Source organism: Streptomonospora nanhaiensis, assembly GCF_026642255.1.
Classification (GTDB): Bacteria; Actinomycetota; Actinomycetes; order Streptosporangiales; family Streptosporangiaceae; genus Nocardiopsis; species Nocardiopsis tropica.
Map to the genome: position 1 here is coordinate 752,042 of NZ_CP113264.1, position 12,486 is coordinate 764,527.

Genomic DNA, 12,486 nt, shown 5'->3' on the forward strand with positions numbered 1-12,486 from the left:
CGGGGGCGGACGGGTTCCGGGGGACGGTCCCGGGACGTGTCGGCGCTCGCCCCGTGCGGTTCCCGGGACGGGCGCCCCTCAGGCCGTGTGCCCGATCTGCTGGAGGAACGGGCGCGGGTCCTGGTTCTGGAGGCGGACCTCCAGCACGATGTCGACGGTGTCGCCGACGAGCCGGCCGCCCCACGGGACCTCGCCGCCGTCGCCCACGCCGAAGTCGGAGAGGCGGATCCGGGTGTTCGCGGAGAAGAAGTGCCCGTAGGTGTCGGCGGGCGACACGTAGTCCGGGGACTCGCCGACCCACTGGGAGTCGAGGGTGACCGGGAGGGTCGTCCCGTGGATGGTCAGGTCGCCGAACAGCCGGAAGGAGTGCTGTCCGCGCCGGCTCGGCTCCAGCCCGGTGGAGGCGAAGCGGATCTCGGGGTGGTGGTCCACGTCCAGGAAGTCGGCCGAGCGCAGGTGGGCGTCGCGCGCGCCCACGCCGGTGTTGACGCTGGCCGCGTCGAGGACGACCTCGACCTCGGACCGCGCGGGGTCCCCGGTGACGAGCACATGCCCGCGCGCCCGTCCGAACGTGCCCTGGACCCGGCCGAAGCGCAGGTAGTGGGCGACGAAGATCAAGCTGGAGTGGAGCGGGTCCAGGTACCAGGTGCCCGGCCCCGGTCCGATCTCGGGGGTGGATGTCATAGCCATTTGCTCCCTATTTGTCCGGTCTGTGGCTTTTGTCCACATACCTTAGGTCTGACGTCCACCCGGAACGCGAAGTTCTGGCGCGACCGGGCACGAGACATTGGACTCTGTCGTCCCCGACGGCGGCGAAACCCCCGCTGACGAGGCACGTCACCCCTTCGCGGCCCCGGGCCGGGAGCGGGGCCGGAACCGGCCAGGCGTGCCCGCGGACGGCGGAGGGGGCCGGGGCGGTCGTCCGCCCCGGCCCCCTCGGGTCCGGTGGTCGTGCTGCGTGCCGGACCGGTGCGGTCCGCCGCCGCTACATGTGCTCGGGAGCCTCCACGCCCAGCAGGTCCAGGCCCTGCACCAGGACCCGGAAGGCCACCGACACCAGCGCCAGGCGCGACTCGCGCTCGGCCTCGGTCGGGGCGGTCAGCACCGGGCAGTGCTCGTAGAACGCCGTGAGCGTCTGCGCCAGCTCGAACAGGTACGCGGAGAGGCGGTGCGGCTGGAGCAGGGCGCCGACCTGCTCCACCACGGCGCCGAACTCCAGCAGCTTGAGCGCGAGGTCGCGCTCCGCGCCCTCGGAGACGGTGATCCCGCCCCGGGGCGAGGACAGGTCCAGCCCGCCCTTGCGGAAGATGGACCGGATCCGCGCCTGCGCGTACTGGAGGTAGGGGCCGGTGTTGCCGGTCAGGGCCAGCATGCGGTCGAAGTCGAACGTGTACTCGGTGTCGTGGGAGACCGACAGGTCCGCGTACTTGACCGCGCCGATGCCCACCTGGCGGGCGATCTCGGCCTGCTCCTCGGCGCCGAGGTCGGGGCGGTTCTCCGCCACGACGGCGGCGGCCCGCTCGACGGCCTCGTCCAGCAGCGCCATCAGGCGGACGGGCGCGCCGCTGCGGGTCCGCAGGATCTTGCCGTCGCCGCCGAGCACGTTGCCGATCTGCACGTGGGTGACCTCGACGCCGTCCGGCAGCCACCCGGCCTTGCGGGCGGTCGCCCACACCATCTTGAAGTGCATGGCCTGCGGGGCGCCGACCACGTACAGGATGCGGTCGGCCTTGAGGTCCTCCACGCGGTGGCGGACGGTCGCCAGGTCGGTGGTGGCGTAGCCGTAGCCGCCGTCGCTCTTGCGGATGATCAGGGGGACCGGCTTGTCCTCGCGGCCGATGAAGCCCTCCAGGAACACGCAGAGCGCGCCCTCGCTGACCTCCGCGATGCCCTTGGCCTCCAGCTCGTCGCAGACGTCGGCGAGCACGGCGTTGTAGGTGCTCTCCCCGGCGAGGTCGTCGTCGGTGAGGGTCACCCCGAGCTTGGCGTACACCTTGTTGAAGTAGACCCTGGACAGCCCGACGAGCTCGCGCCACAGGCGCAGGGTCTCCTCGTCCCCGCCCTGGAGGGCCACCACCCGGCGGCGCGCACGCGCGGCGAAGTCGTCCGCGCCGGGCCCGGAGGAGTCGAACTTGGTGCGCGCCGACTGGTAGAAGGCGTTGGGGTCGCTGGTGAGCAGGTCCGCCTCGGCGGACTCCTCGCCGACCTCCAGCAGGTGCTCGATGAGCATGCCGAAGGGGGTGCCCCAGTCGCCGATGTGGTTCTGCCGGATGACGTTGTGGCCCAGGAACTCCAGGGTGCGGGCGAGGGAGTCGCCGACCACGGTGGTGCGCAGGTGCCCGACGTGCATCTCCTTGGCCACGTTGGGCGCGGAGTAGTCGAGGGGGATGTCGAGGCGCTCCTGGACGGGGACGCCCACGCGCGGGTCCTCCAGGAGCAGGCGGGTCTGGTCCGCGATCCAGTCCTCGCGCAGCGTCAGGTTGATGAAGCCCGGCCCGCTGACCTCGACGGCGCGGCAGACGTCGGCCACGTCGAGGTGCTCCATGATCGCCGCGGAGACCTCGCGCGGCTTTCGGCCCAGGCGCTTGGCGAGCGCGAGGGCGGCGTTCGCCTGGTAGTCGGCGAACTGGGACGGGCGGATGACGGGGTCGGTGTCGGCGAACTCGGGGCCGAAGGCGGCGCCGAGGGCGGACTGGACCCGTCGCGAGAGTACTTCCTGCGGGTCGGCCATGCCCCTAAGCGTACCGACCTGAGCCCCCTGTCCCCGCCCCTCGCGAGGTGACACGGCACGGGGCCCTCTCCTGCGCCCGGGAGCGGGGCGCGCGGCCCGGCCCGGATCCCGCTCAGCGGCCCTCCGGGGCCGGCGGCAGGGCGCCGGGAGGGGACGGGGGCGGGGCCTCGGACTGGGCCAGGCGGTGGAGCCAGTTGGAGGAGCGGTGGTGCACCCGGCGGCGGATCTGCTCGCCGATGCGGCCGCCTGCCAGGTCGTGCGCCAGCTGGCAGGCCCGGGCGACGCCCTTGGCCCGGCTGTCGCCGTGGGCGATGACCACGGTTCCGTTGAGGCCGAGGAGGGCGGCGCCGCCGTAGGTCTCGCTGTCGAGCCGTTCGCGCAGGCGGCGGAGCGCCTTGCGCTGGAGCAGGGCCCCGGCCTTGGCCGCGGCGGTGGAGGTCAGCGCGTCGCGGACGAGGTCCATGGCGAAGGCGGCGGTGCCCTCCACGGACTTGAGGGCGACGTTGCCGGTGTGGCCGTCGGTGACCACCACGTCGACCTTGCGGGCGAGGAGGTCGTGGCCCTCGATGTTGCCGCGGAAGTCCATGGACGGGGAGCCCTCCGCCGTCGCGGACAGCAGTTCGGTGGCCCTGCGGACGAGCTTGTTGCCCTTGCCCGGCTCGGACCCGATGGTCAGCAGGCCCACGCGCGGACGGCGCACGCCGAAGGCGGTCTGGGCGTAGGCGCAGCCCAGGTGGGCGAACTGGACGAGCATCTCGGGCTTGGCGTCGGCGTTGGCCCCGGCGTCCACCATGATCGTCGGCGTCTCGCCGGTGGGGAGCGTCACGGCGAGGGCGGGGCGCAGGACCCCGGGCTGGGTGCGCAGGCGGACGGTGGACGTCGCGACGATGCCGCCGGTGGAGCCCGCGGAGACGAGGGCGTCGGCGTCGCCGCGCCGGATGAGGCGGCAGGAGACGGCCGCGCTGGAGCGGGGGCGGCGCCAGCTGGCGAGGGCGCCCTCGTGCATGGCCAGGTTGTCCTCGGCGTGGACGACGGGGATGTCCCGCAGGGCGCCCTCCTCGGCGAGGAGGGAGGCGATCTCGGTGCGCCTGCCCACGAGGAGCACACGGAGCCCGAGTTCGCGGACGGCCATGACGGCGCCCTTCACGATCTCGGAGGGCGCGTTGTCACCACCCATGGCGTCCACGGCGATGATCGGCGGAGAGGTGCGGGATGGGGCGGGCGCTTCCGCGTCGGATGTACCAGTCAACTCGGTGCTTCCCTCACGGGTCGTGGTGGGCGTTCCGCACTGTGTGCGCGCAGGTCCCGTTGTTCCGGCGGCGCCGGAGGGCACGTGGGGGCCAGGGGCGCGCGAGGGTGTGGTGCCACGCTACCGGTTCGCTCCCGGGGCGACGCCGTAAGGCCTGTTCGTCCACTCATGCGAGGATACTTCCCGTATGTCCTGGTCAGGGCTGGACTTGGCGTGAGATGGGTACAAAAGCCCTAATCCGGGTATATCCGCTCGCTGGCTCAGGGCCTCATCACGCTCCGAGAGCGTAGGACAACCACACTGGATCACCGTTCCGGAGGTCGACCGGTGCACCCGCACCGGAGCCGCCGGATCAGGGCTGCCCGATTGCCCGGGGGCGGCCCTGCACACACACAGGAGAGGAGAAGCGTGAGCGTTACGCCAGACGTGGCACAGTCCCCGTCCGCCGGACGTCGGTTTCGTGCCTACACGACGAAACACCTCGACGAGCTCACCGCGCGAGCCGGTCTCGCCGCCGATGAGCGACTCGCGGTGCAGGCGGTGGCCACGGTGCTGCCGTTCCGCGTCAACAGCTACGTCGTCGACGAGCTGATCGACTGGGATGCCGCTCCGGACGATCCGATCTACCGGCTGGTCTTCCCACAAGCCGACATGCTGCCCCCGGGCGACGTGTCCAGGATGTCCGACCTGCTGCGTTCCGGCGCTCCGCGCAAGGAGCTCAACGACGCGGCCAACCGGATCAGGGCGAGTCTGAACCCGCACCCGGCGGGACAGATGGACCTCAACGTGCCGAAGACGGCCGACGAGGAGCCCATCCCCGGCGTCCAGCACAAGTACAAGGAGACCGTGCTCTTCTTCCCCAAGCAGGGGCAGACCTGTCACGCGTACTGCACGTACTGCTTCCGCTGGGCCCAGTTCGTCGGCGACGCCGACCTCAAGTTCGCGTCGAGCGAGATCGACCAGCTGGTCGACTACGTCCGCACGCACCCCGAGGTCACCAGCGTGCTGTTCACCGGCGGCGACCCGATGATCATGGGCGAGGGGGTGATCTCCCGCTACATCGAGCCGCTGCTGGAGATCGAGCACCTGGAGGCCATCCGCATCGGTACGAAGGCGCTGGCCTACTGGCCGCAGCGCTTCGTCACCGACCCGGACGCCGACGACACCCTGCGCCTCTTCGAGAAGGTCGTCGCGTCGGGCAAGAACCTCGCGTTCATGGCCCACTTCTCGCATCCGAACGAGATGCGTCCCGAGCTGGTCCAGGAGGCGGTCCGCCGCGTCCGCTCGACCGGGGCGGTCATCCGCACGCAGGCGCCGCTGATCCGCACGATCAACGACGACCCCGCCGTGTGGGAGAGCATGTGGCGCACCCACCTGCGGCACGGGATGGTCCCGTACTACATGTTCGTGGAGCGCGACACCGGTCCCCAGGACTACTTCGCGGTCCCGCTCGCCGAGGCCTACGAGATCTTCCGGGGCGCCTACACCAAGGTGTCCGGGCTGGCCCGCACGGTGCGGGGGCCCTCGATGTCGGCGACGCCGGGCAAGGTCTGCGTGGACGGCGTGGCGGAGGTGGCGGGCGAGAAGGTCTTCGTCCTGCGCTTCATCCAGGCCCGGGACCCGGAGCTGGTCGGCCGCCCCTTCTTCGCCAAGTACGACGAGAAGGCGGCGTGGCTGTTCGACCTCAAGCCCGCCCTGGGCGCCACCCACTTCCCGTGGGAGGCTCCGCCGGTCGGCGGGAGCGGAGGACCGGTGGACCCCACCCGCCTGTAGGAACCGCCCGTCCGCGGAGCGGGGCCCGGGCACAGGGCATCGGAAGGACCGCGGAGGCCCGGCGGGGCCGTCGGCGCCCCGTCCCAGGGGAATTGGAGCGTCCCTGGGGCGGGGCCGCGCCGGCGGCCCCGGCCGGACGCGACGGAGCCCGGCACCACATCGTGGTGCCGGGCTCCGCGTGCGTCCGCGCCGTGGACGGAGAGGCCTCCCCGTGAACCGGGGTGGTCACGGGGGCCATCGGCGCGGACGTCTTCCGGGGCTGGTCTCGGTGGGGCGGTCGCGGGGGACCGGGGGCGGGGACGGGGGAGGCCGGAGGTGCGGCGAGGGGGTCGCGGCCCTTCGGGGCGGTGTCACCTCAGGAGGGCGTCGAAGTCACCGGTCTTGGCGCCGCGGACGAAGGCCTCGATCTCGGCGGGGGTGTACACGAGCGCCGGCCCCTGGGGGTCGCGGGAGTTGCGCACGGCGATGTCCCCGTCCGGGAGCGCGGCGACCTCGACGCAGTTCCCGTCCGGATTGCTCCAGCTGCTCTTGGTCCAGACGACCTTGGGCAGCCGGCTCGCGGGAACGCCGTTGTAGATCGGATGCATCTCAACCTCCTGGAACTTCGGGGGGACTCGTGAGCGGGGATCTGTCCACACGCGGTAGATCCTTCACCGCGCCCGTCGTGTCTCGCCACCGGGCCCGCCTTGCGGGCGGACGCCCTGTGGGGGGCGAACCGTCCCGTGGTGGGTTGTTTCGTCCCGGTGCGAGTCAGAGCGTAGCTCATGCACGTGCATTGGTGATTACGTCCGTAAGTACCTATGCAAGGACGGCGGGTGATTCGGGTTCGAAACCGCACGTCACACCTAACGTGGGGGAGAGGCGCGCGGTTCTCCGGGGCCGGATCGTTCTCCACTCGTGGCCGAAGCCGGTCAGCCGGGAACCCGTTCCGGGAGCGCAAAGCGAACGCCCGGGCGCTGAGAGCGACCGGGCGTGCGGCGGAGGGTGCGGGGAGGCGGGGAGGGTCAGGGGTAGCGCTCCAGGAAGCCGCGGAGGATCTCCTCGGTCGCGGTGGGCGGCGGCGCCTGGGTGGCGAGGTGGTCCATCGTCTGGGAGTAGCGGTTGGTGTCCTCGTACTTGTCGAAGTACAGGGCGCTGCTCAGCTGCTCCAGGTAGACCACGTCGGGCAGCTGCGGGGTGGGGAACCGCAGGATGCTGAACGGGCCGCCCGCGGCGGGGTGCCCGCCCATCGCGAAGGTCGCGATCTGGATGGTGATGTTGGGGCGCCGGGCCATCTCGATCAGGTGCTCGACCTGGCCGCGCATCACCTCGGCGTCGCCGTAGGGGCGGTGCAGGACGGCCTCGTCGATCACGGCCCACAGACGCGGGGCCTGGGGTTCCACGAATCTGCGCTGGCGGTGCATGCGCATCATCACCCGGCTGTCGACGTCCTCCTCGGAGGTGGCCGTCCGGGACAGCCGGATGACCGAGCGGGCGTAGTCCTCGCTCTGGAGCAGCCCCGGGACGAACTGGACCTCGTAGGTGCGGATGATCGAGGCGGACTCCTCCAGGCCGACGTAGACGCCGAACCACTGGGGCAGCACGTCGCCGTACTTGTGCCACCAGCCCTGGGCGTTGGCGCTGGAGATCAGGCCGAGGAGGGCCTCGCGCTGCTGGGGGTCGTCCACCCCGTAGAGCTGGAGGAGGTCGTCCACGTCCCGGCGCTTGAAGCTGACCTGGCCGAGCTCCATGCGGCTGATCTTGGCGTGGGAGGCCCGGATGGCGTATCCGGCGTCGTGCCGCGAAATGCCCTTCTCCTGGCGGAGCCGCCGGAGCTGGGTTCCGAGGAGAATGCGGAGGACGGTGGGGCCACCACTGGAATTGGCCAGAAAATCTTGAGTGACCTGGAGATTCGTTGCGTGATCGGCGACCACATCGCCTCCTGTGTAGCGGCTTTGGCCCGTAGCGACCGCTCAGTATACCCACGCGTCCGAGGTTGCGGACAGGGGCGAGGGGGGATTGGTTCGTGGCCTAAGCGCCTCTTCTGGGCTTGGAGTAAACGCGCGTCCCCGTGTGGGAATTCTTTGACGAGGATCTACCGATAAGGGTCGTTCGTCCTATAGTCTTGCCCGGACGTTGAACTGCACGTGCATCCGTGTCTTACAGATGTAAGCCACAGGGGGTCGCGTCAGGCAAGTCCGCGCGAACCCGCCATCACACTCGTGAGGACCGTGATGAACGCAGAGCTGGTGTCCTCGGAGCTGGACTCCGGGCCGTCCTGGAGTCGTCCCTCCCTCGCGGAGGCGTCGGACGACCTCCCGTCCTGGTGGAACCACCCGCCGTGCCGCCTCGCCGTCGGCCAGGCCTCCCGGTCCCAGGAGGGCGCCGCCAGGGCGTTCGGCTCCGTCCCCGGCTCGGTCCGCCGGGCACGCGACTTCGCCGCGTCCGTCCTGGAGGAGTGGGGCGCCGAGGGCGTGCAGGAGGACGTCCGGCTGATCGTCTCCGAGCTCGTCGGCAACTCCTGCCGCCACGCCGTGGCGGGGGAGGGGGACCCCGCCGGCGTTCCGGTGGTGGTCGAACTGCGCCGCCTGGGCGAGCGCGGCGGGATCCTGTGCATGGTCGCCGACGAGAGCGCGAAGGCGCCGGTCAAGATGGACGCGCACCACTTCGCCGAGTCCGGCCGCGGCCTCGGACTGGTCGCGGCGTTCAGCCGCGAATGGGGCTGGAACCCGCTCGGCCGCGGCGGCAAGGTCGTCTGGGCCGTGTGCGGCGGCGAGGACTGACCCACCCCGCAACCGCGCGGCCGCGGTGCCTCGGGAGCTGTGGACGACGCGGCGGAGCCGCCCGGGAAGAGTAGGCTGTCAACGCATGTCGGTATTTGACCGACCGCGTCGTGACAGGACTTTCCCACACCCCATCCCGGGAGCGAGGCGTGGCCGTGCTGGACACGGAACAGGACCAGTTCCTCTGCGACGGGACCACCACCGTCGTCGGACTGACCGGTGAGATCGACATCGCCACCGCGGAGAGGGCGCTCGCCCGGATCGCCGCGGCCACGGCGGACGGCTGCGTCGTCGTCGACCTGTCCGCCGTGGAGTTCATCGACGCCTCCGGCGTCAACATGCTCGTCCGCGCACTGCGCGGAGCCACGAGGGTCCAGCACCACCTCCTCCTGGCCGGGCCCACCCGCCAGCTCTCGCGGATCCTCGACGTCCTGGGCCTGCGCGACGTCCTGGCGACCCACGACGGTGTCGCCGCGGCGGTCGCCGCCCACGCGGCGCCCCGCCACGGACACCCGCCCGGCGCCCTGCGCTGACCCGGCCCCCTCGGCGGGCGCCCCGGCGGCCGGACGCCGCACGCGAAGGGGGCGCCCCCGGCGGCCGTGCCGGAAGCGCCCCCAGGAGGGATGTCCCCCCTACTCGACCGTGACGCTCTTGGCCAGGTTGCGCGGCTGGTCCACGTCGTTGCCCTTGGCCAGGGCCAGCTCGCACGCGAACACCTGCATCGGGATCGTCGCGACGACCGGCTGGAGCAGGGTCGGCACCGCCGGGATCTCGATGAGCACGTCCGAGTACGGGCGCACCGCCTCGTCGCCCTCCTCGGCGATCACGATGGTGCGGGCGCCGCGGGCGCGCACCTCCTGGATGTTCGACACGATCTTGTCGTGCAGCACGCTGCGGCCCTTCGGGGAGGGCACCACGACGACGACCGGCAGGCCGTCCTCGATCAGCGCGATCGGGCCGTGCTTCAGCTCGCCGGCCGCGAACGCCTCGGCGTGCATGTACGCCAGCTCCTTGAGCTTGAGCGCGCCCTCCATCGCCACCGGGTAGCCCACGTGGCGGCCCAGGAACAGCACCGTGTCGGCGTCGGAGAGCGAGCGGGCCAGCTCGCGGACCGGCTCCACCGTCTTCAGGACCTTGTCGACCTGCTCCGGCATCGTGGCGAGCTGGGCGATGACCGCCGTGATCTCGTCGCCGAACTTCAGCCCGCGCACCTGGGCCAGGTACAGGCCGACGAGGTAGCAGGCGATCAGCTGGGTCATGAAGGTCTTGGTGGCGGCCACCCCGACCTCGGGGCCCGCGTGCGTGTACAGGACGCCGTCGGACTCGCGGGGGATGGTCGACCCGTTCACGTTGCAGATCGCCAGCACGCGGGCGCGCTGCTCCCGGGCGTAGCGGACCGCCATCAGGGTGTCCATGCTCTCGCCGGACTGGGAGATCGCGATGACCAGGGTCTGCTGGTCCAGGATCGGGTCCCGGTAGCGGAACTCGCTGGCCACCTCGACCTCGCACGGGATGCGGCACCAGTGCTCGATGGCGTACTTGGCGATCAGGCCCGCGTGGTACGAGGTCCCGCAGGCGATGATGACGATCTTCTCGACGGAGCGCAGGTCCTCCGGGGTCAGCCGCATCTCGTCCAGGGTCAGCAGCCCGTCGACCGACAGGCGGCCCAGGAGCGTGTCGGCCACCGCGCGCGGCTGCTCGACGATCTCCTTGAGCATGAAGTAGTCGTAGCCGCCCTTCTCGGCGGCGGACGCGTCCCAGTCGACGTGGTACTCGCGGACCTCGACGGGGTTGCCCTCGTAGTCGGTGACGACCACGGAGTCCGGCCGCAGCTCGACCACCTGGTCCTGGCCCAGCTCGACCGCCTCGCGGGTGTGCGCGATGAACGCGGCCACGTCGCTCGCCAGGAAGTTCTCGCCCACGCCGCGGCCGACGACCAGCGGCGAGTTGCGACGGGCGGCCACCACCAGGTCGGGGTCGTCCACGGACGTCGCGACCAGGGTGAAAGCGCCCTCCAGCCGCTTGCACACCGCGCGCATGGCCGCGGGCAGGTCCCCGTCGCCGCGCTCGGCCAGCTCGGTGCTGAGCAGGTGCGCGGTCACCTCGGTGTCGGTCTCGGAGAGGAACTTGCAGCCCTGCTCCTCCAGCTCCAGGCGGAGCGCCGCGAAGTTCTCGATGATGCCGTTGTGGACGATCGCGACACGTCCGCCGTTGTCCACGTGGGGGTGGGCGTTGACGTCGTTCGGGGCACCGTGGGTGGCCCAACGCGTGTGCCCGATACCGGCCCCCTCGCCGGAGATCGGCCGTTCCTCCAGGGCCCGGCGCAGGTTGGCGAGCTTGCCCGCGCGCTTCTCCGTGCGCAGGGCGCCGTCGCCCAGCACCGCCACACCCGCGGAGTCATATCCGCGGTACTCCAACCTTGCGAGGCCGTCCACGACGACCTGAAGCGCCGGTTGCGGCCCGACGTAGCCAACGATTCCGCACATGGCCGCCAGCGTAGGCGAAAAAGGACGCCGGATCGACCAACCACCTACCCATACCACTGGTTGTTTTCGCAGGTGGCGGTATAGACCATTTGGTGCATGGGGGCCATACCACGCAGGTGGGGGGCATGCGGGGGCGCCGAGTGGAACCGATTTCCCCCGGCTCGCGACCCGCCGAAAAACCTTTGGAGACACCACCGTGAACGTGTGGTTTCGGGCACGTTCCGCCCCGGTTCGGGGCTAGCGGGGACCGGCTGCCGAATCCGGACGACCCCCTCGTCTAGGGTGGTCATTCGTGTCTCACACGACGAAGAACGGCCTCTCCTCACCGTACGTGGAGCTGGACCGGGCGGCCTGGGCGGCCCTGCGGGCCTCCACACCCCTCTCCCTGACAGAGGCCGACCTGGCAGAGCTCCGCGGTACCACCGACCCCACCTCCCTGGAGGACGTGCGGGACGTCTACCTGCCGATGTCGCGCCTGCTGAACCTCTACGTGGGCGCGACCCAGCAGCGGCACGCCGCCGTCCGCGCCTTCCTCGGCGAGGCGGACCGCCCGGCGCCGTTCATCATCGGCGTCGCGGGCAGCGTCGCCGTGGGCAAGTCCACCACGGCGCGGCTCCTGCGCTCCCTCCTCGCGCAGTGGCCCAACCACCCGAACGTGGAACTGGTCAGCACCGACAACTTCCTGTACCCCAACTCCGTCCTGGAGTCGCGGGGGCTCATGCGGCGCAAGGGCTTCCCGGAGAGCTACGACCGCCGCGCGCTCGTGCGCTTCGTGTCGGAGATGAAGGCCGGGGCCGACCGCATCGACATCCCCGTCTACTCCCACCTGAACTACGACATCGTCCCGGGCGAACGGCAGTCCGTGCACCGCCCCGACATCCTCATCGTCGAGGGCATCAACGTCCTCCAGCCCGCCACCGCGGGACGCCTGGCCGTGGCCGACTTCTTCGACTACTCCATCTACGTCGACGCCAAGGTCGAGAACATCCGCAACTGGTACCTCGACCGCTTCCGCGAACTGCGCCGGACCGCGTTCTCCGACCCCCGCTCCTACTTCCACCACATGGCCACCACCATCCGCGAGGAAGAGGCCCTGGAGTTCGCCGCCAACACCTGGCGCACCATCAACGAGGTCAACCTCGTCGAGAACATCCGCCCGACGCGGGGGCGCGCCACCCTCATCCTCTACAAGGGGGACGACCACCGCGTCCGGCGGGTGCGGCTGCGCAAGACCTGACGGTGTTCTCGGCGAGCTCGCGGGCTCGCTGCGCGGGCTCGGGGCGCTGGAAGCCAGGGGCCTTCGTCGTCTGCGCCTGTCGCTCGTTCCTCGCTCGCGGCTTGTCTCCTCCTGCAGGACCCTGGCACGCCCCTCGGTGTTCTCGGCGAGCTCGCGGGCTCGCTGCGCGGGAGGCCGGTTTGGCCGGGGCCGGACGGCGGGTTAGTGTGGTCTCTCTTTTCGGCCGCGCCCCTGCACCGGGTGTCGTG

Annotated in this window: 10 protein-coding genes; 4 read left to right on the forward strand and 6 right to left on the reverse strand. The window is 71.2% G+C overall.

Annotated features, from left to right (window positions below; all coding sequences use genetic code 11):
- Nucleotides 1–78 precede the first annotated feature (78 nt).
- From OUQ99_RS03450 to plsX, 3 genes are all read right to left on the reverse strand, one after another.
- Nucleotides 79–684, reverse strand: a complete 606-nt coding sequence (locus OUQ99_RS03450; RefSeq protein ID WP_267947973.1) for a YceI family protein — start codon at nucleotides 682–684, stop codon at nucleotides 79–81.
- A 301-nt stretch (nucleotides 685–985) separates the two neighbouring features.
- Entirely contained in the window at nucleotides 986–2,731 is a 1,746-nt protein-coding gene (argS, locus tag OUQ99_RS03455) for an arginine--tRNA ligase (protein ID WP_267947974.1), read from the reverse strand.
- Nucleotides 2,732–2,843: 112 nt separating this feature from the next.
- On the reverse strand, nucleotides 2,844–3,980 hold the full coding sequence (gene plsX, locus OUQ99_RS03460; RefSeq protein ID WP_267947975.1) for a phosphate acyltransferase PlsX: 1,137 nt from the start codon (nucleotides 3,978–3,980) through the stop codon (nucleotides 2,844–2,846).
- A gap of 426 nt (nucleotides 3,981–4,406) precedes the next feature.
- On the opposite strand from plsX, the gene OUQ99_RS03465 reads away from it, so the two are divergent.
- Nucleotides 4,407–5,753 carry a KamA family radical SAM protein gene (locus tag OUQ99_RS03465; protein WP_267950233.1) on the forward strand — a complete coding sequence of 449 codons (1,347 nt, stop codon included), beginning with the start codon at nucleotides 4,407–4,409 and terminating at the stop codon, nucleotides 5,751–5,753.
- A 350-nt stretch (nucleotides 5,754–6,103) separates the two neighbouring features.
- On the opposite strand, the gene OUQ99_RS03470 is transcribed toward OUQ99_RS03465, so the two are convergent.
- Nucleotides 6,104–6,340 (reverse strand): DUF397 domain-containing protein, encoded by a 237-nt coding sequence (locus OUQ99_RS03470; protein ID WP_267947976.1) that lies wholly within the window; start codon nucleotides 6,338–6,340, stop codon nucleotides 6,104–6,106.
- A 417-nt stretch (nucleotides 6,341–6,757) separates the two neighbouring features.
- Nucleotides 6,758–7,666 carry a helix-turn-helix domain-containing protein gene (locus OUQ99_RS03475; RefSeq protein WP_267947977.1) on the reverse strand — a complete coding sequence of 303 codons (909 nt, stop codon included), beginning with the start codon at nucleotides 7,664–7,666 and terminating at the stop codon, nucleotides 6,758–6,760.
- A 300-nt stretch (nucleotides 7,667–7,966) separates the two neighbouring features.
- Here OUQ99_RS03475 and OUQ99_RS03480 point away from each other — a divergent pair, with 300 nt between their 5' ends.
- Together OUQ99_RS03480 and OUQ99_RS03485 are read left to right on the forward strand one after the other, a co-directional pair.
- Nucleotides 7,967–8,515 carry an ATP-binding protein gene (locus tag OUQ99_RS03480; protein ID WP_267947978.1) on the forward strand — a complete coding sequence of 183 codons (549 nt, stop codon included), beginning with the start codon at nucleotides 7,967–7,969 and terminating at the stop codon, nucleotides 8,513–8,515.
- Between the two features lie 149 nt (nucleotides 8,516–8,664).
- Complete coding sequence (locus OUQ99_RS03485; RefSeq protein ID WP_267947979.1) at nucleotides 8,665–9,048, forward strand: STAS domain-containing protein; 384 nt, start codon at nucleotides 8,665–8,667, stop codon at nucleotides 9,046–9,048.
- Between the two features lie 99 nt (nucleotides 9,049–9,147).
- Here OUQ99_RS03485 and glmS read toward each other — a convergent pair whose 3' ends face one another.
- On the reverse strand, nucleotides 9,148–11,001 hold the full coding sequence (gene glmS / locus OUQ99_RS03490) for a glutamine--fructose-6-phosphate transaminase (isomerizing) (protein WP_267947980.1): 1,854 nt from the start codon (nucleotides 10,999–11,001) through the stop codon (nucleotides 9,148–9,150).
- A 331-nt stretch (nucleotides 11,002–11,332) separates the two neighbouring features.
- On the opposite strand from glmS, the gene coaA reads away from it, so the two are divergent.
- Nucleotides 11,333–12,238 (forward strand): type I pantothenate kinase, encoded by a 906-nt coding sequence (coaA, locus tag OUQ99_RS03495; protein WP_267950234.1) that lies wholly within the window; start codon nucleotides 11,333–11,335, stop codon nucleotides 12,236–12,238.
- The last annotated feature ends 248 nt before the right edge of the window (nucleotides 12,239–12,486 follow it).

Coding starts and splice junctions, on each gene's coding strand:
- OUQ99_RS03450 (WP_267947973.1), bottom strand. CDS start 684: ATGACATCCACCCCCGAGATCGGACCGGGGCCGGGCACCTGGTACCTG.
- argS (WP_267947974.1), bottom strand. CDS start 2,731: ATGGCCGACCCGCAGGAAGTACTCTCGCGACGGGTCCAGTCCGCCCTC.
- OUQ99_RS03470 (WP_267947976.1), bottom strand. CDS start 6,340: ATGCATCCGATCTACAACGGCGTTCCCGCGAGCCGGCTGCCCAAGGTC.
- OUQ99_RS03480 (WP_267947978.1), top strand. CDS start 7,967: ATGAACGCAGAGCTGGTGTCCTCGGAGCTGGACTCCGGGCCGTCCTGG.
- glmS (WP_267947980.1), bottom strand. CDS start 11,001: ATGTGCGGAATCGTTGGCTACGTCGGGCCGCAACCGGCGCTTCAGGTC.